Here is a 25,354-nt window from a genome sequence, read left to right as displayed (position 1 = left end):
TGTTTTTGAGCACAAGTTTATTTATCAGAAAAAAGAAGGTTTTCTGGTAGTTTTATCAATTGATTATGTACTATTTTTATTTTCTATAGCTTTTCTAAATTATTAATATAGGGTCAGCTCTAATAGGGAGTATTATTTTAGTATTCTTTATAAGACCACTTTTACATTTACAGCATACTAGCTCTTTTAGTGATCATTTTGGATATACAACAGACTTTATTTTGATAGCATATTTTTTCAGTAGTTATTCTTACAAAATCTTTTGGTAATATTATGTTTTATTTACAGGCATTCTTCCGTTCGTGTTCAATTAGCCATTTCTTTCGCTCAATTCCTCCACCATATCCAGTCATTTTTCCATCTTTCCCAATTACTCTATGACAAGGTATAATAATAGAAGTTCTATTGTTACCATTTGCGGACGCAACTGCTCTAATTGCTTTTGGTTTGTTGATTTTTTCTGCTTGTTTTTGATAAGTTATTGTTGTTCCGTATTCTATTTGTTGTAAACAATTCCAAACTGAATTTTGAAAATCAGTTCCAGGTGTTTCAAGTTTTACGTCAAATTTTTTTCTTACCCCCTCAAAATATTCTTTAATCTCTTTCTTAACTTGTTTGATGTGTTCGTTCTCGCCCAAAATAATATTAGCCTTCAATAATTTTTGTAAATCTTTAAATTCTGTTTCGAGCATTCTTCTGTCAACAAATTCCAATAAACAGATTCCATTATCTGTTGCACAAACAAACATTGGACCTAAAGGTGTTGTAAGTCTGTTAATAAGTATTATGTTTTTATCTTTAATTTGTTTTGGTGATTTACCTACAAGTTTTTTAAAAGTGTACCCAAAACCACTTAACGATTCGTAACTTGTGTCAAAAGCAGTATCTGTAGCATTCTTTCCTTTTTTCAGTTCTTGAAAGGCATTGTTTATTCTATACATTCTTTGATATGCTTGAAAAGTCATACCATAATTATTTTTAAACCATCTACGCACAACCTCTGGACTAATTCCTTTTTTTCTTAATTGAAAGTCGGTTATTTTGTCTTTAGGATTTTCTTTTACCAATATAATAGCTTTCTCGACTTGTTCAGGTGCTTGATTTGCATTTTCCGTTGGTTTACAAATTTTACAAGGTCTATATCCATTATCCAAAGCCTCCTTAAATGAAGTATAAAACTCTACATTTTTCAATTTTGGTTTTCTTGCTCGGCAAGTTGCAATACAAAAAACGGAAGTGGTTTTTACACCTACAAAGAAAATACCTACAAAGCTCTGTTTTCTATCTAACAGAGCTTGATAATAAGTTTCGATTTTGTTATTGTCTGTAATCAGCATTTTAAAATATTGACTTAAATGAACTTTGATTTATAACAGTTTGTAAACTTTCTTCAAATTTATCATACATCTTGTCAAAAAGGAAATTCCCCATACTTATTCGTTTTACACCTAATTTTGCTAATGTCTCAAAATTTGGAAGGTTAGGCATACACATTACATTAATTGGTAAATCTGTTGATTCGACTATTGCTTTAATGTCATTTTCTTTCTCAATACAAGGAACGAAAATTCCATTTGCTCCAGCATTTTGATAAAGTTGAATTCTTTTTTTTGTTTCTTCAATTACATTATCTTGAAGTAAAATAAATGTATCTGTTCTCACATTTATAAAAACATCAATATTTTCCTTTTTTAATTCCCTCTTTATTTCTTTAAGTGTCTTTGCGAAGTCTTTAGCGTTTAATAAAATCCGTTTTTCGTTAACAACACTATCTTCGATATTAATTCCAACAACTCCTAATTTTGCTAATCTTTTAATATGATTAACAATTTCTTTTGGTTTGCGACTATATCCCGATTCTAAATCAACTGACAAAGGTAAGTTTGTGTTTATAGCAATCTTCTTTACGAAATATTCCAATTCAGAAAATTCCATTTCTTCACCATCTTTATACCCTAAAATTGATGCAATTGCGGAACTCGAAGTTCCAATTGCTTGAAAGTTTAACTTTTCGGCTGTTTTTGCACTTGGTACATCCCAAACATTTCCAATTAATAAAGGTTTATCTTGGCTGTGTAAATTTCTAAACTCCATCTTTTTATGTTTTGATGCAAAGTAACTATGATAAAATTTAGTCAGCAACCGAAAATTGGACGAGTATTTTTTTTGCTTGCACAAAACGTATAAGGTCTAAATTTAGCGTTGTGTGGTTACATAAATTATTCGTGTAGTGATCATTAAGAAAAATAATTTGTGTAATGAAATTCAGAACCTTTTGTCTGCTGTTTTTATTTTGATTTCATTTCTGTTAAAATTAATAATAAAAAAAGGAACTGTTACAAATTCGGAACAATTTAAATCTAAACTTTTTTCCAATATTCCCATAGCGTATAAAGTTTTCAATTTTAGGTTCCTGCAAGTACTCAATCTAACATAACTGAGCACCTCTTATTTTTTACTATAAAAACATTACTAAACTATATTACTTGGCTTTTAAACGTTTAATTTCCTCCAATAAAAAGGTATACTGTGCTTCTAGCCCATTTACTTCACTCTGAATTTGCAATACCTTAACTAACGATCGCTCTTTTAATCGAATTTCTAAGTGCGATTTACGCAAACCTATCCAATGTTGTTGCTCTTGTGTTAAGTTTGTTTTTAACAACTCATTACAAGCATGGATACCTCGTAACCAGTTTAATCGGGTAAGCTCTAAGGCCTGCAAGGTTTCTTTACGCTTCTCTATACTTTCGGTTATTTTTTTAGCGTATTTTTCTAAGTGTTCAATACACTTCTTCTCCTCTACTTCTATAAAATTAATAGCCCCAGAAAGCTCGGTTACTGGTAGTTTTAATGCTAAGGCATTGTGCAAAGGAATCAAAGCTTGGTAATGTGGCAAACTCATTTGCCTACGCCCAACAACTAACGAGTTAACAAAACTATAAGAGCTGCGTAAATATTTAGCCAAAATAGTAGTGGTTATATTATAATGTAGTTTAATACTGTTTAGCATTTTTTTGCAATTTTATTTTAGTAATCTTCCTAGAAAAATCTTGTACAAACTTTTTTCTCTAAAAAATTTTCTTGTACAACGGTGTACAAACATTTGCTGTACAAACTTTTTTTTGTCATTTTTTTTCTTGTACAGACTTGTACAAACTTTTTTTTCTGAAAAATTTTCTTGTACAACGGTGTACAAGCATTTGCTGTACAAACTTTTTTTTTGCATTTTTTTTCTTGTACAGACCTGTACAAACTTTTTTTTCTGAAAAATTTTCTTGTACAAATGGCCTCCAAAAAAGCCCAACATAATACGTTAGGCTACAATACACTAAGCAGTTAAGACTGCTTTACGCGCTTCTAATTGTGAAATAGCTGCTTCTAAAACAGGTATTTGTGAATCTAATTGCTGGTGGTTTAACTGGCTTTCAATTACATCTACCGCACTATAATTAGCATCTCTGTTTTGTAACGATTTTAATTTGGTTTCTTCACGTTCAATTTTTAACTCCAAATTTCGTTTTTCTTTAGCGTCGCTAATTACCTCTAAGGCTGCTTGGTACCCAGTTATAATGGCTTGTACACTTACAATTCCTTCTTTTACTTCTACTGTTTTGGAAGATTTTCCCTCTAAAGATTCTCCTAGATTTCGCAATCTTCTTTCCAATAGCGTTTTTTCGGCTTGAGTAATTTCAATAGCAGTTTCACATTCTGCAACGGTGGTCAATAAACTTACGTCTAATTCCATGATATAAAATAATTAATGATTAACAATTTTTCTTTTAAGAGGTACGCTAATATAAAACAGAATTCAATAAGTACAACAACCTCAACTAGTTTTAACCTTTGTTTAATATTTTTTTAACATTCAGTCTTTTTAATAGCAAAAATGCCTTGCACAAGGGTAGTTTATTTATGAGTTGACTTATATGTAACTGGTAATGCTCCTTTTTAACACTAAAATGTACTACCCTTGAAATTATTTGTAATACAATTGAAACTCTTTTTTATCGAGGAATTTTCATATTCGGAATTGTTCTCGATACATCTCCTTACAGTCGACACTCGGAATGACAGTAAAATTTTAAACAATGTCATCACGATTGTAACGCAGTGAAAAGAAGTGATCTTTTTATTTTAAATGATAAGTTTTAAGTTACTACTAATTAAAAACTAATAACTACATTACAGAAAATTGATAAAAAGATTCCTTCACTTCGTAAACTACGTTCGGAATGACACAACTCAACGTCACTACAAGGCATCGAAGCAATCTTTTCACATACAGTTAGCCAAAAGCCAATGGCTCAAAGCTAACAGCCAAAGGCAAAAAACAACTAATATTAAGGGAAAACCCTTAGATACATTTCAGGGAAACTGAGTATTGCAATTCACACAAAAACCCTTTATGTTTGAAGCTTACAAAAACACAACAACTAACTAATAACCAACACAAAAACACTTACACCCTCTGTTATTTCATAGTATATTTACATTAGTTATTAATAAAAAAAACCAATGTAAACATGAAAAAAGTAACATTAATTATAAGCGCTATAATAGGTATGTTAGTACTGGCTAGTTGTACAGATAATACATTAGAAGAAGTTGAAAGTAGAGAACAACAAAGAGTCCAATTCATTGAACCAGGAGATGATGGAACAATTAAAGATTCCGACCCAGACGACGACGGAGAAGGCTAAAAAATATTCAAGGAGTATAGTAGCTGTTATTTTTTTAGTTATTGGAATAACAGCATCTTTTCCTCATAAATTTTTTACTCCTACTAGTAAAAACCCTAAAATATATAAACTCAATAAGGAAAGAGCTACTCTTAAACAATTTTGGAACCATAAGGAATATGTGCATGATAGTTTATTTAAAAACAACTTGATTACAAAAGAAGCTTACTTTTCCATCAAAGCAACCAACGAAAAAGCACGTATTACCGCCTTTAGAGAAATTAGTAAAAAACGAAAACTATATACTCACGAATTTGCTTTTAATGGTAGAGGAAGTCTTAACTATTGGTTATGGTTATTTGGTGTATTACTTTCTCTTTTTATATGTGCCAGCTTTTTAGCTATTAAAGATGCCCGTTTAAAAAGAGCTGGTTTATTAAAATGGTATGAACCACATGCCTCAATGGGGTTTATTTTAGTTTCTTTATTTTGGTTATACCATGCTATATTTAAAACCTCTAATGATTTTTCTCTTTCTATTTATACCTTATACATACTTGCTGTTTTAGTACCGCTATCTTACTTTATATATCACTTTTTAAGAAGAACTTTTGTTATTGAAGAAAAACTATTGGAAAACATTCGTGATTTGGTATCACATGTATTAAAAAACACCAAAGAAGATAAGGAGCATGAAAAATGGGAATTATTAGATAAAGTATCAAAAAATGGAAAGTAAAAAGAAAAAGAAAGTTATAGAACAGCTACAGCAAACGGCTCAAATTCCTATTAAAGATAAAGAGGAACAATTAGAGGTTATTATAAAAAAACAGGAAGATGAAATAGCCAAATACAAAGCCATTTCTATTCAAAACTTAAACAAGTATTTTTTATAGACTTATTAAAAAACAACTTATACAATTTAAAAAGTGTATTATTCACTTTTTAAATATGCTAATAAATCTTCTTTAGAGGCAGTAATTTGTGCCACTTTTTTAGCTACTTTAATCCCTACCATATTAGCAAATACTTTTTGTTTCATAAAAGCTTCTTCATTAGCTACTACAAAAGCAGCCAATTCATCTATGGTAACTTTTACTCCTTCTTTTTCAAAATACAGTGTTGTTTCCTCCTTAGCCTTTACGCCTGTTAACAACCACTCTATTGAATATTGTGGATATTTTTCATGAATAATAGATGCTAAATTTCTACTAATAGCCGATTTTCCTCTTACTATTTTATAAAGCCTTTCAGGTCTATCAAAACCTAATTCTTCTGATAATTTTTTTACATTACCCAGTGCCAAATCTTCTACTATAAAATGTATAACCTCAATAGATTTTTTAATCCTAATATCCATCGTAAAGAATATTTTTTTTAAAACATACACTAAAAAAGTTGTTTTACACTTTTTTTGTTGTATATTTGAAATGTCAAACGTTGCTAACAAATATATGTAAATATAACCTTTTAAGAGGTACAACTTGCGTATATAAGACGTACAGGCATGTATACAATAAAAGAATAAAGAAAGTAACCTTATTAATAACTAAAAATGTTTATCAACTACCCAAACCATCAGCAACCAATCCCCATACTTTATGAAAACAAACATACTTCACAATCATTACAGATTGTTAGCTATTGTAGAAGCCTATGCCAGTGTGTATAGTGATGATGTACAAAATGTAGTTTTGCAGAAGGAAATCATTGATACGTTGAGTGACGCCCGTGAAATACAAAAACAAGGCTCAGTACCCTTGTTTGTATTTCCTAATTAGGTTAGTGCTTTTATAAGTTTAGAAGGGTACTTATAATTGTAATTAACTGTTCTTTCCTTGAAATGGTCAACTATTAGGTGTGCTTAGTGTTTGGTTTAGTACACAATATCGGTTGCACGCCTTTTAGTTGACCTAAATATAATTAATTATACAAAAACAACTTACCATACTCCTAAAATCTTTAGAAATCATGAAGAAAAAAAGAATAAAAAACTTTAACTCTATAAAAACTTTAATATTCTTAATTATAATTTCATTTACACTTAAAAATTGTAGTACTACAGAAAAAGTAGAAACTTTAAAAATTAAAAAGTCTGTAGCTGTTGTAAGCTATAATGATTTTTTAGATACCTCAATAATTAAAGAGAGTAATTTAAAAATACTTGATGCAACAAATTATAACTACTTTAAAAGCTCTAATGAAGAAATAAAATTTAAATTATTACAAAACTATGTATTAACAAGTAAAATAAAAGATCAGCTTACTTATTCAATCCCCATAGAACCATTAAGCTATATAGATAAAAAATACCTTTATTATTTAATTATTGAAAAAAACAATAAAGGACTAACTAAATATATACTAAAAACATCTACATCCGGAAATAAAATAAGCCTTCAAAAAATAGCAGACGAAAAAGAGAAAAATGTTAAAACTAAAAATAAAACATACAATAGGAATAATAACTGCACCTTTATTACTATTGAATCACCTCCAACTTGTGAATGCGGATATTATAACAATGGCAACTGGGTACAAGTAAGTACTGCAAATCCTGGAGGTACTATAACAACCATGATTTGCCCAAATCAAGGGCAACCAATAAAAGCTACTTTTCATACTAGTACAACCTCACAAGGAAGTGGTGGTGGAGGGAGCGTGAGTAGTTCAGCTTTTGGTGCAAACCCAGGACCTGTATACGTATATTCATCACAAGAAGAAAGATGTTATCCTGATGGTACTTGTACACCTCCACTATATATTCCCACGGTAAGTACACTTAATGATAATCCTGAAGTCCCATCCGAAGAAGACAACCCACTTTTAGGAGCGGATTGTAGAAGTTTTGAATATGCCCAGCCTCCGGGTTCTTTACAACGAGCTTGTGGAGTAAAAGACTTTAAACATACTTTTTATAGTTTAGAAGTAACGAGCGATGGAAGAATTAAAGCCTATGAAGTAACCTCAAACTTCCCTATAGTTTACTTTACAATGCCTACTGGAATAACCAATGGACAAGCTGCTAATAATACAGCCAAAGCTATAACTGCAGCTATTAGAGCTACAGATGTTTATTATGGAATAAACCCAAGAGCTTCTAAAGAGCAAGTAGGTGATTTTTTTAAACAGAGTATACAAACCGCTTTAGCTGTTTATGGTGGAAGAATGACTCCTGACGCACCTTTTAGCATTAGAAGTCCTGCTCCCTATTTAACAAGCTTGATTGGAGCAAAAACAGATTGTAATTAATTATATTTGTTTAAACTATTAGATAATAGAATGCAAGTATTTATATCATATTTATTACTTTTTAACCAGATTACAATGAATATAAATCATAAAGAATTTGAAACTTGTTTAGGAAAAGAAGTGTCTGAGGTAAATAAAATACTAACTTTAAGTTTTAGTAATATACACACTAGTAACAAACAATTATACTTTGCTTTTTTAGAAGAAGATAAATACTATTATCAACAGTCTTATAAGGCAATTTCTTTGATTCTTAACAACAAGAAAAAAGTAATTTCATTAACAATTCACTTTAATCAACTAGTAAACAATCAATTTTACAAAAGTTTACAAGCTGCTTATGGTGCACCTAACTCAATTCAAGTAATTGAACAAGAAAAAAGAATAGCTAAAACCTCTATTAACGATACTTTATTTAAACAAGAGTTAAGTAAAAATATAGTAACAACAAGAAAAGGAAGCTTAGAAGAAAATCCTTTGTTTATTATGTGGAAATCAGAAACTATTTCTATAGAAATACTCAATAAATACAAGCAAAGTACAAGCGAATTAACCTTTAAAGCTATTGATTACTAAACTCCAGAATATTAATAAGCATAAATAAGGGAACAATTTAAAACGGTTACCTTATTTTTATTGCTTTCTCTTTATGTTTTAAAAGCAATAAGAATAGTAGTATAACCTCTATTAAAAATAAAAACTTGAAGTTATAAGTTATTTCTAGTTTTATACTTTAACCGTTATCTTTTCTTACGCACGCCTTTTGGTTGACCTAAATACATAAAATTTAACAGCACTGCGTTTTGTAATTTATTAGCTAATATAGATAAGCTACTTATTAAAAAAGTTTAAGCTAAATAAAAATATTGTGTGCATAATCATCAACTTTTTTATTACTGTTATACAATTAAATACTTAACAACTTCTTAAAGTTTTGTGATTGCCTTCTTGATATTTCTACATTAATTCCTTGCTTCATTTCTAATTTAAGCTTTCCATTAAACCAAGGTGTTATATTTACAATATGATTTGTATTAATAATTTGCTGCCTGTTGGCTCTAAAAAAATAAGTATTGGGTAATTTTTCTTCTATTTGATTTAAAGATTTATATAGTAATGGTTTGTTATTCTGAAAATAAACACGTGTATAATTTCCTACAATTTCAAAAAGCGTTATTTCATAAAGTTTAACTAACCAACAATCTTCTCCTTCTTTAATAAATATTTGACTGTTTTCTGAAAGTTTTTGAGTTTGTAGTTCTGAAATAGTACGTGAAGCTATTTTTTTAGAAACCTTATCTACAGCACTTTTAAATCGTTTTTTATTAATAGGCTTCATTAAATAATCCAAGGCATTATACTCAAATGATTTTACAGCATATTCATTATAAGCTGTGGTAAAAATAACCATGGGCACCTCATCTAATTCTTCTAACATTTGAAACCCATCTTTTTCAGGCATGTTAATATCTAAAAACAATAAGTCTGGCTTCGTATTTTTAATTAAAAGAATGCCTTCATCTGCATCTTGGGCTTCTCCTATTAAATTAATATTTGAAAAATCTTTTATCAACTCTTTTAACTCATTTCGTGCTAAACGTGAATCTTCTACTATTACTGCATTTATAATCATAGTAATGGTATTTTAATGGTTGCTAATACCTGATTATTTTCTTCTTTTAAAATAAAACTAGCTTTTCCTTTATATAATAAAGCTAAACGTTGTTTTATATTTTCTACCCCTAATCTAGTAGAATCACTATCCATTTGCAATTGTCCTGTATTACTAACTTTTATATACAGCATTTTATGTTTTTGTAAGATGGTTAGTTTAATTCTTCCTCCCTTTTTAAGCTGAGCAATACCATGTTTTATTGCATTTTCTATTAACATTTGTATAATCATTGGTGGAATTTGAATCCCTTCAAGGTTTATCAAAATTTCTTTTTCAAATTGTAAGCGTTCTTCCATTTGGATTTTAGAAATAGCCACATAATTATCTACCATTTCTAATTCCTCTTCTAATGAAATGGCATGTAGTTTATTTTTAGTAAGGGAATAACGAAGCATTTCAGAAAGTCTAGTAATCATTTCTCTAGATCTTGGCACGTTTTCTAACATTAAACCACGAATATTATTTAAATTATTAAACATAAAATGAGGATTAAGCTGTCCTTTAAGTGTATCTAGCTGAGATTCTTTTAAATTAGCTTCTAAACTAAGTTGTTTAAGTTCTGCATTCTTTAAACGGTTTTGGGCTTTAATCATCAAAAAAATAAAAAGGCTAATGCTATTAAAGATAAAAAAATAGAGACTATTGTATATTTTTTCTAATGAAAGCATTGTATAATCTTTACTTTCAATATTTAATAGTGAGCTTTCCATTAGAAACCATATTAATAAGGTATAAAGTAATTGAACTATAAGAAATATTATTAGCGCTTTAAAAATGTATTTTTTAAAAGGGTTATTTAAATTGACTTTATTTTCAATAATAAAAGAAGTGCCAAAACTTAACAGAAAAGCCAAAACACCGCATATAAACCCTTTTAACCAAAGATCAGAATCTAAGTTTATACTGATATCCACTTCTAACCCTACTTCTTTTTTTATTAAAAGTAAGTTTGGGCCAGAAGTGTATATAAAAAATAATATTTGCCAACTTATAAAAAGAAATGTAATATATCTTTTATTTGTACTAATCTTCATCTATGATGAGTATTTTACCATTTCTAATGTAAATTTACTCAATTAATCTAATCTTGTTTTACTATTTTTAACACTTCATTTTTACCTGTAGAAGTATTAATTTCTAGATAATAAACCCCATTACTTCCATAAATAGGAACTGTTAATATATTGGTATTTGTATAGTTTTTTTGAGAGATGGTTTGACCAATAGCGTTTGTAATGGTTAGTAGTACATTTGTATAGTTATTTCCTAGATTTATTTGAACATTATTTTGAGTAGGATTTGGAAATGCTCTGAAATCCTGAACTTTTAGAGTTGAATTACTTAAAACTTGTGAATTTGTAAGTACACGCACATAACCTGATTCTAAACCGTTATCACTATTTAATTCTGATCCTATTGCTACAGTATTCCCATCATTACTAATACTTACAGAAAATCCTGAATAATCATTTTCATTTGCCCCACTAATTACTGTTTCAACTAATGACCAATTATTGGCTTTATAATTCATGACATGTGTAGAACCTGAATTTACCACACTACTATGAACAAATGAGGCTCCAATTGCTAAAGTAGTTCCATCGGCATTTAAACTTAAAGAACTTGGAAAAAACTTATTACTCGATGGTCCATCAATATCACTCCCTAATTGTGTCCAAGAACCTGAAATATTTTTATAAACACGAACATGCCCTGAATTTGATCCATTTCCATCATTACTTCGAGCGCCAATAGCAATTGTAGATCCATCATCACTTAAACTAATAACCTCTCCAGAATTATCATCTTCCGCTTCTCCATTTATATCGTCTCCAATTTGATTCCAACTTCCAGAAGTATATTGATATATCTGTACGTGACCTGCATCTTCTCCATTTTTATTATTATTGTACGGCGCTCCAATTGCTACAGTATAACCATCTGCACTTATAGCTACACTAGTACCAAAAAAGTTATGGTTCGCTGCACCATCAATATCATTCCCAAGTTGTTCCCAAATCCCTGCTTCATATTGATACACTCTGACATGCCCCGTATCTTGTATTCCATTGGCATCATTATAACGTGCCCCTATGGCTACAATAGTACCATTATGATTAATGCTTACTGCACCTCCTGAGTTATTAGCCAATGCTTCTCCGTCAATATCAGTTCCTATCTGATTCCAAGTTCCATTTACATTCTTAAAAATTCTTACATGTCCTGAATTTCTACCATTTCCATCATTAAAAAGAGCTCCAATAGAAACGGTAGTTCCGTCACCACTTAAACTAAGTGCTTGTCCGGAAAGATCATCTATAGCTTCACCATTAATATCTTCACCTATTTGAATCCATTGGTTTGCTTCATAACCAAAAACTCTTACATGTCCTGATTTAGTACCATTACCATTATTGTATCTAGCTCCAATGGCCATAACAGTTCCATCACTGCTAAGACTTACATTACCTGCTCTATCAGAAGCAAACTCTCCTGCAACAGTGTTTCCTAACTGCGTCCATTGTGCAAAATTAACTAAGGGTACTAGCAAAAAAAGTAGTGTAATTTTTTTCATTTTATTTTACATTTATTAATAATAGTAAAGTATTCTCCTATAGTACCTGTACTTAAAAAACAATTGATTCTTTATTTTCAATAAGTTTAAAAACTAGTATCAATTAAATTTTAATATTTAGTTACTATAAATACTATTCATATACTTACTATTATTTTATTATATCGCATCCAAAAATAGCTGTACAGTATTGTCTATTTTATAAAAATATGAGGAACGGTAATTTTAGATAGTTAAACGGTTAGTTAAGTAAAACTGTATTTTAAAGTATTGACTCTATGAGGTATTTGAAAGGTTTGAGTAAACCATTAACAGATAGATTGCTTATTATTTTTTCCATGTTATTGCTAAAATTGATAAACACGTGCTTTTTCTGTACAAAAAAAAACTAAAAAACACATTTACATTTACCCTATAATTATTAGGGCGTAACTCGAAAAGCCTTTATTAAATAGAGTAGAGTAATTAAATAAAAAAATATGCCTCCAATTACAGTAAACGTAGGTGAAATATTAGAAGTAAATCAGAATAATGAAATTAGAACCCGTGGTTGCGATCCATGTGTGGGTTTAATTGTAATCTATGACGCAGGTGGGGGAAACTTAATTAAAAGATGTGCGCATTTTACAGTTAATTTTGCAGGTCCCTATACCCAAGATAGAATAGACCAAGCTTTAAACCCTATTCTTAATAATTTTTTTCAACCTATAGGCATAATCAGTGTTGGATATACCTGGGGAGAAGGAGCCGCAGGCATGGGATCTAATTTCATTTGTAACAATCTTGATATATATTTTGCTGACTTTAATCCTGTTTCTAGCAATAATAATGATAGTATAACTTCAAATGGCGCCAACGTTCAATTATTAAACAATCAACATTGGGCATTTACAAACATTCCTCCTCTTAATAATAATGCTGATTTAAATTAATCAGAGAATATCATTCTTTTAACAAAAAACAGTTTCATTAGGTTAATGAAACTGTTTTTACAATTCAATTTCTATAATTAAAATTGATTAGCTAAACTAACCATGAATCTCAAAATATTTTTATTACTTTTTCCAAGCTCTAAGTCTATCAATATACAAATAGGTTTCCACAAACTTTCGGTGTGCAGTGCTTGTCATTTTTTCTACTAAATTTAATGCCGTAATATAACTGGTTAAATTTCCGTTGGAAGAACTAAACTTACCATCTTCAACAAAAGTTACCAAACTATCATTCTGGACTTTTAAATTAGGATAATCTTTTTGTAATTGTTTTCCGCCACCTATCCAAGTTACAATTTTGTGTCCATCTGCAATACCTGATTTCCCAATTAACTGTGCTCCTCCACAATTGCTTACCATGTATTGGGTTTCTTTGTTTTTTTCTTTTATAAAATTAACCATGGCTTTATTACGTACCTGCGCATACATATCATAACCACTTGGTACAAATAAAGCGGTTAGCTTAGGGCAGTTTTCAAAAGTATAATCGGGCACCAAGTGTAAACCTTCTTCTGTAGTGATTGGTTTTTCTGTTTGCGCTATGGTGATTACATTGAATAATTGCTCTCCTTTATGCGAGGGTTTTCCAAATACATCTGAAGTAGCTACTACTTCACCTTGTAAAACTCCATTAAACATAAGCAATCCAATAGTAGGCAGTTCTGGTTTAAATGGTTTTAAATGCTTTGTTAAGGTATCTACTTCTACTACGTGTTGCTCTTTAATTACTACTTTTTGATTGTTTTTTGATGGTTGAGAATTACAACCTATAAGCATCAATGTAAAAATAAAGGTTGCTAAAAAGTGTTGTTGTTTCATAATTTAGTATTGTTGTTAGTATTTATTGGTGTTCTCTTTCTGAAGGTTTTATAATCATTCTAAAATATTGATCCTTGTAGATATAATATCCTAACCAATTGTAGAGGGTTCGTACTTTATTTTTAAAGTTTACCAAGCCCATAATGTGTACAAAAATCCAAATAAGCCAACTGGTAAATCCTTGCATCGTAAACTTTTGTTTTGGAAAGTCTAGCACGGCCTTATTTCTACCAATAATAGCTAAAGCTCCTTTATCTATATATTTAAAAGGGCTCCATTTATTATCCTTTCTATGTAAATTTTCAGCTAAGTTTTTAGCTTGCTGCAATGCAGCTTGAGCTAACTGAGGATGACCTTTAGGATAACTTTCATCTCCTTCTATGATAGCACAATCTCCTAAGGCATAAATATTATTATAAGATATTACTTGGTTAAAACGATTGGTTCTTAATCTTTTTCCTGATCCAAAACAGTTTTCATGAAATCCTTCAAACACTTTTGCAGATACACCTGCTGCCCATATGAGGTTTTTAGACTGAATTTCTGTACCATTAGATAACAACACGGTTTCTCCATTAAAATCATTTACAAACGTATTCATGGTTAATGAAACTCCTAACTCAACTAATTTTTTACTGGTATATTGACTTGCTTGTTCTGACATAGCGGCAAGTACAGCATCTTGGCCATCAATTAAATGTATTTCACCTAAATCTTTGGTTTTTAGTTCTGGATAATCTTTACTTATAATGGAACTTTTAATTTCAGCTAATATCCCTGATAATTCTACTCCTGTTGGTCCAGCCCCTGCAATTACAAAAGTTAAGTGTTTTATTCTTTCAGCTTCATCTTCAATTCTTGTTGCTCGGTCAAATCGAGTGAGAATTACATTTCTAAGTGATAATGCATCACTAATAGTTTTCATAGGCAAACTATGTTTTTGGATGTTTTTATTTCCAAAAAAATTAGTTTCTGTGCCCGTAGCCATGACTAAAATATCATAAGACAACTCACCATTATTTAATTGAATTTTATTTTCTTCTGGTAATACTTTTTGAAGTGTTCCTAAACGAAATCTAACATTTTTATACTTACGTAAAATTTTTCGGAATGGATAACTGATAGCGGAAGGCTCCATAAAACCTGTAGATACTTGATAGATTAAAGGTGGAAAAAAATTGTAATTGTTACTATCTACTAAAACAATTTGATAATTGGTTAATTTAGATAAGTTTTTCACCAATTCCAAACCTGCAAATCCCCCACCTACAACCACAATATTTTTAGTATTTTTCATAGTTGTGCTTTGCTTTTGTTAATTATAAAAACAAAGTTAGCGGAAGCTTTTATGAAAAAAATTAAGCTGGTTTAAGAAAACTGTTTCTTCTTAATTTCACTTAAATATTCGGGTGTTAAACCTAAAAAACTAGCTAAAACATATTGAGGCACGCGTTGTACAAATTCTGGGAACTTTTCTTTAAATCGAAAAAATATTTCTTCCTTTGAGTAGGTATTGTTATACTTAAAACGCATTAAAGCCGCACCATAAGCAGTTTCATAAATGGTTCTAAAATACCGTTCCATTTTTGGAAATTTATTTAACAACTCATGGTATTTTGAAAAGCTAATGGATAAGATTTCAGACTTTTCTACCGCTTCAATATTAAAATTTGACGGATGTTGATTTTGAAACGCTAAAAAGTCTGTTAACCACCACTCTTCTATAGCAAATTGTGTAGTTTTTTTATTCCCTAAGTTATCAAAAAAATAGAGATGTAAACATCCTTTCATCACAAAAAACACGGTATCACAACGTTTTTCAGAAAAAAGTAACGTTTCTTTTTTAGTATAAAAATGATATTCAAAAAAAGTAGCAATTTCAGATGCTTCTTCTTCTGAAAGTGTTATGTAAGTTCGTATATGGTCTATTAAAATTTGTTCCTTCATCCTATAAGGATTACACTGTGATTTATGTAGTTTTCTTTATGGTATAAATTTACTCATAAAGCTTCCTTTTTCCAAGAAAACTGGGCTTGTATTCTATCTTTTATTCCCATAAAAAAGTTAAGCTGTTTTAAGAAACGAAAAAACTTAATTTACATTTTTTGCCCTTTTAATTTTATGCGTGATTTTTTTTCGCATTACTGGACTGTCAATCACATGCTCTTTGTCATAAACTTCTAGCAACCTATTTTCTTTGTTGTACTTATAAACTTCGTAGACTAATGTTAAATTAGGGTGGTTTTTCACTTCAAATTCTCCTTCTCCAAATGCTTCCTCAATTTCATTCCAATTGGGTTTGTATCCAGAAGTAATATTTTCCATCCCTTTTAAATATTCAATTTGAATAAAATTACCATATTCGCTATGCCTCATCCAATGCTTATCTGTTAATACGAATCTTGATTTAGGAAAAATTTTCTTTATAACTTTTTTTCCTACTGACTCTTTATGAAAACCAAAGTAATACCCAGGTTCAATTGTCATTCCATAATTAAAATGAATTGCTATAACATCTTCCAAAACATACTTTTGGAATTTACTTTCAGACTCACAAATAATACCTTGTATACTACTTAATTCTTCTTTTTCTTCTTCATCTACATACTTCTGTAACAAATTAAAATCATTATTTAATGACTCTATAACTTCTTTTTTATTTAAAACTTTATCAAAAGTATAGTTCTCATCAACTTCATAAAACAACGTTTTTGTTAAAACATCTATTTCACTAAAGTCAAAGCTGTTCAATTCATCAAGGAGTTTTATTGGGTTCAAAATAGATTTAGGATAATATATTTCAAACCTTCTATCATTATCTCTAGTTAACTCTACAACATATTTTCTACTGAATTCTTTTGATGCCCTCTCTTTATATCTAAAACGTTCTTGTTTTTCAACTTCAAACATTACCTTCTCTTCCCAAATTGGCACTAATTTCATTTTTGTAAAAATATTTATAGATTAATTCAATTCTAAATTAACATTTACACTTTCTTATCATAATTTCTTTAAACTAAAAAGAGTTTTAAAGAAGTTCTGTTAAATTTCTGATTAATACATCTACCTCTTTTTGCGTATTAAAAATATGAGTAGAGAATCGTAATACATTTATTTTCCCCAAGTTTTTTACTACCATATTTTTCTCTTTTAACGTAGTATAGATTTCTTTTGATGTTTTTCTTTTAGGTGTTATTGCTACAATCCCTGATTGTAATTCTTTTGAATTAGAAGTAAGTATAGAAGCTTGTTTATTTTCTTGTAGTGCTTTTAATAAATACGAGGCTAATTTTGTATTATGCTTCTCTATAGCTTGGATTCCTCCCCATTTTGCTTGTTCATCTATGGCTTTTCCTAATCCTATAAAATTAGCTACATTTCTTGTTCCTGTATTATGATTATACAGTTTATAACCTGAAGCCAACTCTAAGGTGTTAATGTTTTTTTGTTGGTTTTTAGCTATGTACAAAAAGCCTGTTTCTTTAGGTCCTAACATCCATTTATGGCCGCTAGCTGCAAAAGCATCAACTCCCATAACTTTTACATCAACTTGTAACATTCCTATTGATTGTGCGCCATCACTAATTAAAAAAATTCCTTTAGGTTTGGTTATTTCTGATAGTTCTTTAAAAGGCATTCGCATTCCCGTTACTGTAGAAACATCCATAAAGCTACAAACCTTTGTTTTAGAAGTAATTTGTTTTTTTATAATTTCTAAAACTTCATCTGTTGTTAAATTTTTTCTAGGAAAAGCTATTTTTTTAACTTTAATACCTTGGTGTTTTTCTAAATACTCCCATCCTACTCTTCCTCCATAATGTTCATCTGTTGAAATAATTACTTCATCTCCTGCTTTTAATTGTAATCCTTTAACTAACATATTCATTCCCTCAGTAGTGTTTCGCGTAAGAATTATCTCGTCTTCCTGAGCATTGATATAATTAGCTATTTTGGTTCTTACAGCATTGGCTTGTCTTCCTATAGGTCCCCAATTATTGCTAACCGGATTGGCTTCTAATAAACACATATTTTTATAAACTGTTTCTACTACTTGTTGGGTAGATGGCCCTAAGCTTCCAGTATTAAAATAACTTAAACCTTCTTCTAGTAAAAACTCTTTACGAATAGACTTACTATCTGCTTTTAATAATTGTTTTTTATTTTGAAAAAGAGGTAACGGACTCGCTGCAAAAGCTCTAGTTCCTATACTTGCTCCCATTACCCCTAATGATACTTTTTGTAAGAATTTTCTTCTTGATGAACTACTCATAATTAAATTTTCTCCCCCCAAGGTAGTAATTCTTGACTCTTTACAGTATGTATAAATTAACCTTTTGTAATGATATTTTTTGATTAACTAGTAAAATACTATACTAACAAACTAGCTATTTTTCCTATTTTCCATGGAGCTGTATTATTTTCATCTCCATCATTCCTATTGTCATAATGTGTAAATCGCAATAATTCTTCTTTACTTTTAGTTCCAAAATCTACACAATGTACATACTCATGAACTAATGTGTTTACAATACTTTTTTTAGACCGCCTTAACTTAGCTGTATTTACAGATATTTTAGTTCCATTTCCTGTTTTTGCATTGGCGCGTCCAAACGGATTCCAATACGTTCTTATATACACTTTATCTCTGTAATCTTTAATCAGCCCTCCTACTTCCTTTGGAGAAAGTTTACTATTATCAAATGTTTTGCAATTAATTACTGCTTCATAAAAAGTTGAAGCTTCTAAAATTTCATTTGTTTTTTCAACCGCTAATCGTAATCTTTTATTTCGCTTTCTATATACTATTCTCATATCATTAATTTTTACTAAAACATGGTTAAAAATTTTGCTGCATTTTTATAAAAAAAATTCTCAATATACTCTTTTAGAACAGGCTTATTAAAAATGCCTATATACTCCTTATCATAGTCATATTGAATACCATGATTGTATAGTATATGCCAATCACTCCCGTACATTACTTTATCAGAAAACTTATAGGTTTCATTATCATTTTCAAATAAATACTGAAGTCTTTTTACATAGTTTTCCATTTTTCCATCATTTTTAACATGAGATAAAAAACCTACCTCGCAATATACGTTGGGGAACTTAACACACAGTTCATACATTTTTTTTGCATAAGGATATTCTATATTTCCTGCCTCATCTTCTGAACCAGTAAATACTTCTCCTTCGTCTGGATCAAAATCATCAAACCAACCATCAACTCCTCCAGCATGTCCCATACAAATTCTCAGGTTCTTAAACTCTTGTATACTTAGAAGTTCTTCCCAATATTTAGGGTTACAATTTTCACCCGATATACCTGGTTGAGCTTGAAATCCTTCATTGGTACAATGCGTTAAAATAGGTATGTCATATTCAATACAAAATCGAAAAAGTTCTTTATTATTTCTATTTACTTCTTCATCTGGATCATTGATAGGTTTATAACCAAAAGAAGGGTAAAACTTTACTCCGATAAACCTTTCATGATTCATATACTTTTTAATCAACCTTAAACTCTCTGGCCTTTTGGGATTATAAGGCAAAAAACCTATTAAATCTGTATGCAAATCCAACATCTTTTTCATCCTCTTTATTTGTTCTTCAATTCTATAATAGGCAGGGTTACCAAAAGCACTGCTACTATCTTTAAAATAATGATAACCATCTAGCATATGAAAAACAAAAGTGTTCACACTTGGGTAGCTTTTTTTCATTTTTTCATAAACTTTTTTTTCTGAACGAGTCATAAATAAAAACCACTTAAGAAAATGAAAACCTGATATTACCTTCTTTATCAATTTTCTCAGTTTTCTTTTAATTGAAAACAGTTTCAGTGCTTTTGCTTGCTTGGCTGACTTCATTCCTCCTATCTCAGTAAAAATCTCTTTATCTAATTGATCATTTTCTATATCATATACAGCTTCATAAAAATATTCTTCATCCATCAACCTTTCAATTTCATGATCATCAAGTAAATCAACAATGTTTTCTGCTAAAACATCATTCTCTTCTTCTAGCATTTTAATATCTATTGTTTTACGAGTATCTTCAAAAGACATGTTTTTAAACGCTTCTAACTCTTTAAATCTACTCTTTCCTGTGGCTATTAATAAAACAATTTCAGCTGTTTTTGCATGTGCATCTTTTATAAAAGGAGCATACGCTTTTATGGCTCCAAAAATAGGTATGTATTTTAAGTTAAAAATATGTACATGCATATCTATTATTTTTTCTGGTAGTATCATCATCATTCTATTTTAGTTACAATAAGGGCAATCTGGTAAATTATAGCTTTGTTGTAGTTGCTTATAATAAGCACATTGCTTTTTTAAAGCATTGGTATTTCCTGCACACTTATATGTATATGCTGCTTTACATTGTACTTCAAACTGAGTACTCATATCTGGTCCATTATAGTTAGACAAAGAACAATTAGCCCCTGAAGACTGTTCTGCTATTTCTTCATCTTCTCCAAATAATTCTTCACAACTACTTATACTTAGTGAAAAAATAAAGTATAAACTCCAAATTAAAATTTTGTTTGTTTTCATAATCCTATGGTTTTTTATCTCTTTTTCAAAACTACCTTAGGATTCCAATAAAAATATCATACTTTAGTATGGTATTTTTAAAAGCTTATGAAAACCAAACTATTAACTACCACCTTACTTTTTAGTTTTCTCTTTTCTTTTGCTCAAGAAGACAAAACCAATACTATTTATAATCAAATTTGTGTAATCTCTTCTAAAGAAAAATGGGGCATTGAAGAGGTCTATCATAAATTCAAAGACTCTAACTTCACCAAAACAAAACTTAAAAAACTTTATAGAAAACTAGGGAAGAAGAATTGGTGGTTATACATACCTGTAAAAAAAGCAAATGGAGAACAATATTTAACTTTTTCTTTCCCCTATTTAGCATACGGAAAATTGTATTTATGTAAAAACGATTCTATTATACCATTACACAGAACTTCCTATTATAAAAAGTTTCCTTACAAATATCTATTTTACAGACACCCTACTTGGGAAATCCCTTCTGACTCATTAAACAGTAGCGAAGTAATTCTTAAATTAAAAAACGGAGGTAGTAGAACACGACTAGAACTGCATTTGGAAACTAAAAATGAGTTCCTCAAACGAACTCAAACTGAATATATCCAATTTGGATTATTCATCGCTTTTTTAATATCTATGATTTGTATACTCCTATTCTTTTCTATTTTAAAAAAGGAATACAGTGTTCTCTTTTACGCTGTTTATATTTTTTGTATGGTTATTGAATTTTTAGCTGGTAAAGGTCTAGGTATTCAATTCATATGGTCTGACTATCCTTTTATAACCAAAAACATTAGAAGTTTTACTCAAACTTTTGCTGTATTTTGCATGGGATTCTTCTATTTAAGGTTTTATACTTTTTCAAAGGATGAAACTATTTCTAAAAACATTTTTAAATGGGGTACTATACTTACTATCCCATTAATGCTACTTTATTTATATAAATATCTTGGAGGAGGAATGGTAAGTTTATACTTGTATGTATGGGTTTTATTAAAGATTATTATATTTATTTGGTTTGTCAATCATATTTATTTAGCTCGAAAAAAGAGAATCCCTAATTACCTTGTTTTTGCTTTTGCTGCACCTATTGTAAGTATTATCATTTCTCAAAGTATTAATCCTTTAAATACGGATAGTAATTGGTGGATTTATGGTACTGCTAATATTTTTTACATTGCTTTAGTTATTGAAATTTTATGTTTTACTCGCTTTATTTTTAATGCAGTTATACAATCTCAAAAAAAATACACACAATTAAAAAAGATAAGTGATGAGTTAAAATATAGTCTTCAAAATAAAACAATAGAAATACAAGAACAAGAAAGAAATAAATTACTAAAAAATGTTCATGATAGCTTTGGTGGATACTTAGAAGCTTTAAAACTTAGATTACTAAATAAAGATAAAGATACTCCTAAAAAAATTGAAGAAATTTTAAATGCTTTTGATAATGACTATAGATACCTTTTAAATAATTTATACGCTCCTAAAATTAACGCTAATAACTTTATTGAGACCTTAACCGAATTTATTTATAAAATAAATAATATAACGAATAATATTATTTCCTATAATATCTCTTTAGAAAACACTCAGTTATCTAAAGAAAAATGTATTCATTTATATAGAATAATTTCTGAATTAGTTACCAATGCTATTAAACATTCAAATGCAAATAAAATTAAAATTGTGATGTCTAAAACCACCTCCAATACTATTCTATTAGAAGTTAATGATAATGGGTTAGGTTTCAATACGTCTAAACATTATAAATCATTCGGCTTACAATCTATTCAAGAAAGAGTAACTAAAATGAAAGGTAAATTTAGCATACAATCCAATAAAAATTTAGGTACCTTAGTTACTATTAAAGTTCCTGAGAATGAAGAAAATTAATATTGTTATCGCTGACGACAATCGTTTTTTTTGTGACGCCTTAAAAGATAGTATTCAACAACATAATGATTTTTTGGTGAAAGCAACTTTTAACCATTTAAACGATTTAATAAACTATACCAATCATTGTATTTTTGATATATTAATTCTTGACGTTAATTTCAATGGTATAAGTTCACTTGAATTTATAAACGAAATTAGACCTGTAGAAAATAATTTTAAAATTATTTTACTTACTACATTAAATAACAATTTAACCAAACAAGAAGCTTTAGAAAAAGGTATAGATGCTTTTGTAGGAAAAGACTCTGATTTAAGTAGTTTTAAAAACACTATTATAAATACACTTAAAAACGGTAGTATTAAAACGAACAATACTAAAGCGAAAATAAGTATTAACAACACTACCTATACAAAACGAAAGATTGAAATTTTAAGAGCTTTGTATAAACATTCTGATAAAAATGAAAAAGCACTTTCTAAAATTCTTCACATTTCAGAAAGTGCTTTAAAATCTCACAAACGTGAGTTGTTTGAAATTACTGACACAAATAATACCACAGAACTTATAAAATATGGCATTAAAAATGGTTTAATTTTACCTTAGCTATAGTATTTGAGCTGCGTGTTCTTTCGTTTTTACCTTTAAAATTACTTCTTCAATAATCCCTTCAGCATCTATTATAAAAGTAGTTCTATGAATTCCGTCGTATTCACGTCCCATAAATTTCTTAGGTCCCCAAACACCATAGGCATTAATCACTTCTTTTTCTTCATCCGCTAAAAGAGGGAAAGGCAATTCATGTTTATTTATCCAATTTTGTTGACGTTTTGCACTATCTGCACTTACTCCTAAAATAGCATACCCTTTAGCCAAAAACTCTTGATAATTATCTCTTAAATTACAAGCTTCTGCTGTACAACCAGGCGTACTTGCCTTAGGATAAAAAAACAATACTAATTTTTTACCTACATAATCTGATAATTTTCTTTCTGTTCCGTTTTCATCTTTACAGTTAAAATCTGGCGCTTTATCTCCTTTTTTTAATGTTGTCATATTTTTTATTTGAATAGTTTGTTTAATCAAATTTACAAATTACTACCTAATATATAAAGTACAATTAAGGAAGTTTGTAAATTAGCATTCCAAAATACTTGATACCTATACCATGACTAAAGCCGAAAAAGTACAGTTTGTAATAGATACATTAGAAAAACTATATCCTGAAACACCAATTCCTTTAGATCATAAAGATCCTTATACTTTATTAATAGCTGTGCTTCTTTCTGCTCAAAGCACAGATGCAAGAGTAAACACCATTACACCATTATTATTTGAAAAAGCAGACAATCCGTATGACATGGTTAAATTAACTGTAGAAGAAATTAGGGAAATTATTAAACCCGTTGGGTTATCTCCCATGAAGTCTAAAGGGATACACGGATTATCTCAAATATTAATTGAAAAACATAATGGTGAAGTACCTGCCGATTTTGATGCTCTTGAAGAATTACCTGCTGTTGGTCATAAAACGGCTAGTGTAGTAATGGCACAAGCTTTTAATATTCCTGCTTTTCCTGTAGACACACATATTCACCGTTTGATGTACCGCTGGAATTTAACTACAGGTAAAAATGTAGCTCAAACAGAAAAAGATGCAAAACGTTTATTCCCTAAAGAATTATGGAACAAACTACACTTACAAATTATTTATTATGGTAGAGAATATTCTCCCGCACGTGGATGGAATATTGAAAATGACATAATTACAAAAACTATAGGTAGAAAATCTGTTTTAGATTAAAAATAAAAACCAAAAGTTGCGCATTACTAAAAAAATAATTAGCAATTAGCCTACTAAACTAGAAGGGTTTACTTTTTTTATTTAAATTGGCATAACAAATTATTAACAATTTTTAAACCCTTCTACTTATGAAAATCAATCAATTTAAATTTATTGGTCTTATTGTCGTATTCGGAATTTTTACACAATCATGTAATAACAACCCCGAAGTAGTTAACTTACCTGAGCCCCAGAATCAAGAAATTCCACAAGAGGTAATGAACAAACTAAAAGAAGTTAACTTAAATACCAATTACATTAAAAAAGTCACCTATGAAACTCTTGAAGGAAATATTGAGCATGCCTATGAAGTTGAGGGTGACGTTGTTATTTCTCATGATGAGTTAATGCGCTTAGGAACACAATCTCTAGGAAAAAGTAATGCAAATTCTAAAAAGCAATACAGAACTTTTAACCTAGTTAGTACACCTAGAACCATCACTGTTGTTGGTTATACCGGCGGACAATTTGCTTTAAGTAATACTGCAAGAACTGGTTTACGTTATGCTGTTAACAATTTCAATGCTTTAAACATGTCTATCCAAATGAATTTAGTTTTTACAACTAACTTTGATGGAGACGATATTGTAGTATATTATGATGCTGGCAGAGAGTTACCTGAAGACAGCGTAAGAGGTAGAGCAGAATTTCCTTCGAGTAATGGTTTACCTGGACTTAGAGTACGCATAAATACTGGAGCAAACAGATCTGGAGATGCGCAAATTATAGAAGGCCTTATGACCCATGAAATTGGCCATACACTTGGATTACGTCATACGGACTGGGATACTAGACAATCTTGTGGACAAAGTGGTGAATCACCAGGTTCTATTGGAGCAGTTTATATTCCTGGAACAGCTGGGGCTAGTAATGACCCTTCTTCAATTATGAATTCTTGCTTCCCTTCTAGTGTACAAGGAGAGTTGAGTCGTTTTGACAAAATAGCCTTGGAATACCTTTATTAAAAATAACCTTAGATAAGTACAGATTGACTTTACGGGGCAGAGAAAAGCGAGATTATCAAATATAATCTCGCTTTTTAATGTT

The 25,354-nt window shown here is 29.7% G+C and carries 28 protein-coding genes; 11 read left to right on the top strand and 17 right to left on the bottom strand.

Translation table 11 applies throughout. The features are described from left to right. Positions 1-278 precede the first annotated feature (278 nt). From ABNT65_RS20745 to ABNT65_RS20730, 4 genes are all read right to left on the bottom strand, one after another. Positions 279-1,337, bottom strand: a complete 1,059-nt coding sequence (locus ABNT65_RS20745) for a methylated-DNA--[protein]-cysteine S-methyltransferase (RefSeq protein WP_348746784.1) — start codon at positions 1,335-1,337, stop codon at positions 279-281. A 1-nt stretch (position 1,338) separates the two neighbouring features. Then, positions 1,339-2,094, bottom strand: coding sequence for an isocitrate lyase/phosphoenolpyruvate mutase family protein (locus tag ABNT65_RS20740; RefSeq protein ID WP_348746783.1), 756 nt, complete (start codon positions 2,092-2,094; stop codon positions 1,339-1,341). 388 nt (positions 2,095-2,482) lie between these two features. Then, complete coding sequence (locus ABNT65_RS20735; RefSeq protein WP_348746782.1) at positions 2,483-3,013, bottom strand: hypothetical protein; 531 nt, start codon at positions 3,011-3,013, stop codon at positions 2,483-2,485. 318 nt (positions 3,014-3,331) lie between these two features. Next, the gene (locus ABNT65_RS20730; RefSeq protein ID WP_348746781.1) at positions 3,332-3,748 is read right to left on the bottom strand and encodes a hypothetical protein; all 417 of its coding nucleotides are present in this window, start codon (positions 3,746-3,748) and stop codon (positions 3,332-3,334) included. Between the two features lie 778 nt (positions 3,749-4,526). On the opposite strand from ABNT65_RS20730, the gene ABNT65_RS20725 reads away from it, so the two are divergent. The 3 genes from ABNT65_RS20725 to ABNT65_RS20715 are packed head-to-tail and all read left to right on the top strand — an operon-like array spanning position 4,527 to position 5,578. Continuing rightward, entirely contained in the window at positions 4,527-4,703 is a 177-nt protein-coding gene (locus tag ABNT65_RS20725) for a hypothetical protein (RefSeq protein WP_348746780.1), read from the top strand. Further along, positions 4,657-5,421 (top strand): hypothetical protein, encoded by a 765-nt coding sequence (locus tag ABNT65_RS20720; protein ID WP_348746779.1) that lies wholly within the window; start codon positions 4,657-4,659, stop codon positions 5,419-5,421. Before ABNT65_RS20725 ends, ABNT65_RS20720 begins: the two co-directional genes overlap by 47 nt. Further along, positions 5,411-5,578: a hypothetical protein gene (locus tag ABNT65_RS20715; protein ID WP_348746778.1), complete on the top strand. Its 168-nt coding sequence runs from the start codon at positions 5,411-5,413 to the stop codon at positions 5,576-5,578. The genes ABNT65_RS20720 and ABNT65_RS20715 overlap by 11 nt, the downstream gene beginning before the upstream one ends. A 38-nt stretch (positions 5,579-5,616) precedes the next feature. On the opposite strand, the gene ABNT65_RS20710 is transcribed toward ABNT65_RS20715, so the two are convergent. Beyond that, positions 5,617-6,042, bottom strand: coding sequence for a hypothetical protein (locus ABNT65_RS20710; RefSeq protein ID WP_348746777.1), 426 nt, complete (start codon positions 6,040-6,042; stop codon positions 5,617-5,619). A gap of 241 nt (positions 6,043-6,283) precedes the next feature. Here ABNT65_RS20710 and ABNT65_RS20705 point away from each other — a divergent pair, with 241 nt between their 5' ends. The 3 genes from ABNT65_RS20705 to ABNT65_RS20695 all read left to right on the top strand — a co-directional run bounded on the left by ABNT65_RS20705 (position 6,284) and on the right by ABNT65_RS20695 (position 8,510). Next, complete coding sequence (locus ABNT65_RS20705; protein WP_348746776.1) at positions 6,284-6,463, top strand: hypothetical protein; 180 nt, start codon at positions 6,284-6,286, stop codon at positions 6,461-6,463. A 190-nt stretch (positions 6,464-6,653) separates the two neighbouring features. Then, complete coding sequence (locus ABNT65_RS20700) at positions 6,654-7,934, top strand: hypothetical protein (RefSeq protein ID WP_348746775.1); 1,281 nt, start codon at positions 6,654-6,656, stop codon at positions 7,932-7,934. A gap of 75 nt (positions 7,935-8,009) precedes the next feature. Then, complete coding sequence (locus ABNT65_RS20695; RefSeq protein ID WP_348746774.1) at positions 8,010-8,510, top strand: hypothetical protein; 501 nt, start codon at positions 8,010-8,012, stop codon at positions 8,508-8,510. 331 nt (positions 8,511-8,841) lie between these two features. Here the strand turns inward: ABNT65_RS20695 and ABNT65_RS20690 are convergent, their stop codons facing one another. From ABNT65_RS20690 to ABNT65_RS20680, 3 genes are read right to left on the bottom strand one after another with little or no spacing between them, the layout of a single operon-like run. Further along, positions 8,842-9,567, bottom strand: a complete 726-nt coding sequence (locus ABNT65_RS20690) for a LytTR family DNA-binding domain-containing protein (RefSeq protein ID WP_348746773.1) — start codon at positions 9,565-9,567, stop codon at positions 8,842-8,844. Next, positions 9,564-10,643, bottom strand: a complete 1,080-nt coding sequence (locus ABNT65_RS20685; protein WP_348746772.1) for a sensor histidine kinase — start codon at positions 10,641-10,643, stop codon at positions 9,564-9,566. The genes ABNT65_RS20690 and ABNT65_RS20685 overlap by 4 nt, the downstream gene beginning before the upstream one ends. 47 nt (positions 10,644-10,690) lie before the next feature. Then, positions 10,691-12,184 carry a T9SS type A sorting domain-containing protein gene (locus tag ABNT65_RS20680; protein WP_348746771.1) on the bottom strand — a complete coding sequence of 498 codons (1,494 nt, stop codon included), beginning with the start codon at positions 12,182-12,184 and terminating at the stop codon, positions 10,691-10,693. A gap of 479 nt (positions 12,185-12,663) precedes the next feature. Between ABNT65_RS20680 and ABNT65_RS20675 the strand changes: the two genes are divergently transcribed. After that, a complete protein-coding gene (locus ABNT65_RS20675) occupies positions 12,664-13,116 on the top strand; it encodes a hypothetical protein (protein ID WP_348746770.1) in 453 nt (150 codons plus the stop codon). Between the two features lie 123 nt (positions 13,117-13,239). Here ABNT65_RS20675 and ABNT65_RS20670 read toward each other — a convergent pair whose 3' ends face one another. From ABNT65_RS20670 to ABNT65_RS20635, 8 genes are all read right to left on the bottom strand, one after another. After that, the gene (locus ABNT65_RS20670; RefSeq protein WP_348702738.1) at positions 13,240-13,995 is read right to left on the bottom strand and encodes a DJ-1/PfpI family protein; all 756 of its coding nucleotides are present in this window, start codon (positions 13,993-13,995) and stop codon (positions 13,240-13,242) included. A 22-nt stretch (positions 13,996-14,017) separates the two neighbouring features. Next, a complete protein-coding gene (locus ABNT65_RS20665) occupies positions 14,018-15,292 on the bottom strand; it encodes an NAD(P)/FAD-dependent oxidoreductase (RefSeq protein ID WP_348746769.1) in 1,275 nt (424 codons plus the stop codon). A gap of 71 nt (positions 15,293-15,363) precedes the next feature. Further along, positions 15,364-15,942, bottom strand: coding sequence for a Crp/Fnr family transcriptional regulator (locus tag ABNT65_RS20660; protein WP_348738189.1), 579 nt, complete (start codon positions 15,940-15,942; stop codon positions 15,364-15,366). Between the two features lie 144 nt (positions 15,943-16,086). After that, entirely contained in the window at positions 16,087-16,938 is an 852-nt protein-coding gene (locus ABNT65_RS20655) for a hypothetical protein (protein WP_348746768.1), read from the bottom strand. An 85-nt stretch (positions 16,939-17,023) separates the two neighbouring features. Further along, on the bottom strand, positions 17,024-18,265 hold the full coding sequence (locus ABNT65_RS20650) for an aminotransferase class V-fold PLP-dependent enzyme (RefSeq protein WP_348746767.1): 1,242 nt from the start codon (positions 18,263-18,265) through the stop codon (positions 17,024-17,026). A gap of 98 nt (positions 18,266-18,363) precedes the next feature. Next, positions 18,364-18,807, bottom strand: coding sequence for a hypothetical protein (locus tag ABNT65_RS20645; RefSeq protein WP_348702732.1), 444 nt, complete (start codon positions 18,805-18,807; stop codon positions 18,364-18,366). 14 nt (positions 18,808-18,821) lie between these two features. Further along, positions 18,822-20,258 (bottom strand): amidohydrolase family protein, encoded by a 1,437-nt coding sequence (locus ABNT65_RS20640; RefSeq protein WP_348746766.1) that lies wholly within the window; start codon positions 20,256-20,258, stop codon positions 18,822-18,824. 6 nt (positions 20,259-20,264) lie between these two features. Continuing rightward, positions 20,265-20,558 (bottom strand): hypothetical protein, encoded by a 294-nt coding sequence (locus ABNT65_RS20635; protein WP_348738183.1) that lies wholly within the window; start codon positions 20,556-20,558, stop codon positions 20,265-20,267. Between the two features lie 87 nt (positions 20,559-20,645). On the opposite strand from ABNT65_RS20635, the gene ABNT65_RS20630 reads away from it, so the two are divergent. Both ABNT65_RS20630 and ABNT65_RS20625 read left to right on the top strand, forming a co-directional pair. Beyond that, positions 20,646-22,463, top strand: a complete 1,818-nt coding sequence (locus ABNT65_RS20630; protein WP_348746765.1) for an ATP-binding protein — start codon at positions 20,646-20,648, stop codon at positions 22,461-22,463. Next, a complete protein-coding gene (locus ABNT65_RS20625; RefSeq protein ID WP_348702728.1) occupies positions 22,450-23,070 on the top strand; it encodes a response regulator transcription factor in 621 nt (206 codons plus the stop codon). Before ABNT65_RS20630 ends, ABNT65_RS20625 begins: the two co-directional genes overlap by 14 nt. On the opposite strand, the gene bcp is transcribed toward ABNT65_RS20625, so the two are convergent. Further along, entirely contained in the window at positions 23,071-23,520 is a 450-nt protein-coding gene (bcp, locus tag ABNT65_RS20620; RefSeq protein ID WP_348738180.1) for a thioredoxin-dependent thiol peroxidase, read from the bottom strand. Positions 23,521-23,632: 112 nt separating this feature from the next. On the opposite strand from bcp, the gene ABNT65_RS20615 reads away from it, so the two are divergent. Together ABNT65_RS20615 and ABNT65_RS20610 are read left to right on the top strand one after the other, a co-directional pair. Beyond that, the gene (locus ABNT65_RS20615; protein WP_348738179.1) at positions 23,633-24,268 is read left to right on the top strand and encodes an endonuclease III; all 636 of its coding nucleotides are present in this window, start codon (positions 23,633-23,635) and stop codon (positions 24,266-24,268) included. Positions 24,269-24,396: 128 nt separating this feature from the next. Beyond that, complete coding sequence (locus tag ABNT65_RS20610; RefSeq protein ID WP_348746764.1) at positions 24,397-25,272, top strand: M57 family metalloprotease; 876 nt, start codon at positions 24,397-24,399, stop codon at positions 25,270-25,272. Positions 25,273-25,354: the final 82 nt, after the last annotated feature.

It is taken from the genome of Tenacibaculum sp. 190524A02b (assembly GCF_964036645.1).
GTDB lineage: Bacteria > Bacteroidota > Bacteroidia > Flavobacteriales > Flavobacteriaceae > Polaribacter > Polaribacter vairaonense.
This window is presented reverse-complemented; position numbering and strand designations above follow the sequence as displayed.

Bases quoted from the DNA above. Each gene is read 5' to 3' on its own strand.
- ABNT65_RS20745 (WP_348746784.1), bottom strand. From the start codon at position 1,337: ATGCTGATTACAGACAATAACAAAATCGAAACTTATTATCAAGCTCTG.
- ABNT65_RS20740 (WP_348746783.1), bottom strand. From the start codon at position 2,094: ATGGAGTTTAGAAATTTACACAGCCAAGATAAACCTTTATTAATTGGA.
- ABNT65_RS20735 (WP_348746782.1), bottom strand. From the start codon at position 3,013: ATGCTAAACAGTATTAAACTACATTATAATATAACCACTACTATTTTG.
- ABNT65_RS20730 (WP_348746781.1), bottom strand. From the start codon at position 3,748: ATGGAATTAGACGTAAGTTTATTGACCACCGTTGCAGAATGTGAAACT.
- ABNT65_RS20725 (WP_348746780.1), top strand. From the start codon at position 4,527: ATGAAAAAAGTAACATTAATTATAAGCGCTATAATAGGTATGTTAGTA.
- ABNT65_RS20720 (WP_348746779.1), top strand. From the start codon at position 4,657: ATGGAACAATTAAAGATTCCGACCCAGACGACGACGGAGAAGGCTAAA.
- ABNT65_RS20715 (WP_348746778.1), top strand. From the start codon at position 5,411: ATGGAAAGTAAAAAGAAAAAGAAAGTTATAGAACAGCTACAGCAAACG.
- ABNT65_RS20710 (WP_348746777.1), bottom strand. From the start codon at position 6,042: ATGGATATTAGGATTAAAAAATCTATTGAGGTTATACATTTTATAGTA.
- ABNT65_RS20705 (WP_348746776.1), top strand. From the start codon at position 6,284: ATGAAAACAAACATACTTCACAATCATTACAGATTGTTAGCTATTGTA.
- ABNT65_RS20700 (WP_348746775.1), top strand. From the start codon at position 6,654: ATGAAGAAAAAAAGAATAAAAAACTTTAACTCTATAAAAACTTTAATA.
- ABNT65_RS20695 (WP_348746774.1), top strand. From the start codon at position 8,010: ATGAATATAAATCATAAAGAATTTGAAACTTGTTTAGGAAAAGAAGTG.
- ABNT65_RS20690 (WP_348746773.1), bottom strand. From the start codon at position 9,567: ATGATTATAAATGCAGTAATAGTAGAAGATTCACGTTTAGCACGAAAT.
- ABNT65_RS20685 (WP_348746772.1), bottom strand. From the start codon at position 10,643: ATGAAGATTAGTACAAATAAAAGATATATTACATTTCTTTTTATAAGT.
- ABNT65_RS20680 (WP_348746771.1), bottom strand. From the start codon at position 12,184: ATGAAAAAAATTACACTACTTTTTTTGCTAGTACCCTTAGTTAATTTT.
- ABNT65_RS20675 (WP_348746770.1), top strand. From the start codon at position 12,664: ATGCCTCCAATTACAGTAAACGTAGGTGAAATATTAGAAGTAAATCAG.
- ABNT65_RS20670 (WP_348702738.1), bottom strand. From the start codon at position 13,995: ATGAAACAACAACACTTTTTAGCAACCTTTATTTTTACATTGATGCTT.
- ABNT65_RS20665 (WP_348746769.1), bottom strand. From the start codon at position 15,292: ATGAAAAATACTAAAAATATTGTGGTTGTAGGTGGGGGATTTGCAGGT.
- ABNT65_RS20660 (WP_348738189.1), bottom strand. From the start codon at position 15,942: ATGAAGGAACAAATTTTAATAGACCATATACGAACTTACATAACACTT.
- ABNT65_RS20655 (WP_348746768.1), bottom strand. From the start codon at position 16,938: ATGAAATTAGTGCCAATTTGGGAAGAGAAGGTAATGTTTGAAGTTGAA.
- ABNT65_RS20650 (WP_348746767.1), bottom strand. From the start codon at position 18,265: ATGAGTAGTTCATCAAGAAGAAAATTCTTACAAAAAGTATCATTAGGG.
- ABNT65_RS20645 (WP_348702732.1), bottom strand. From the start codon at position 18,807: ATGAGAATAGTATATAGAAAGCGAAATAAAAGATTACGATTAGCGGTT.
- ABNT65_RS20640 (WP_348746766.1), bottom strand. From the start codon at position 20,258: ATGATGATGATACTACCAGAAAAAATAATAGATATGCATGTACATATT.
- ABNT65_RS20635 (WP_348738183.1), bottom strand. From the start codon at position 20,558: ATGAAAACAAACAAAATTTTAATTTGGAGTTTATACTTTATTTTTTCA.
- ABNT65_RS20630 (WP_348746765.1), top strand. From the start codon at position 20,646: ATGAAAACCAAACTATTAACTACCACCTTACTTTTTAGTTTTCTCTTT.
- ABNT65_RS20625 (WP_348702728.1), top strand. From the start codon at position 22,450: ATGAAGAAAATTAATATTGTTATCGCTGACGACAATCGTTTTTTTTGT.
- bcp (WP_348738180.1), bottom strand. From the start codon at position 23,520: ATGACAACATTAAAAAAAGGAGATAAAGCGCCAGATTTTAACTGTAAA.
- ABNT65_RS20615 (WP_348738179.1), top strand. From the start codon at position 23,633: ATGACTAAAGCCGAAAAAGTACAGTTTGTAATAGATACATTAGAAAAA.
- ABNT65_RS20610 (WP_348746764.1), top strand. From the start codon at position 24,397: ATGAAAATCAATCAATTTAAATTTATTGGTCTTATTGTCGTATTCGGA.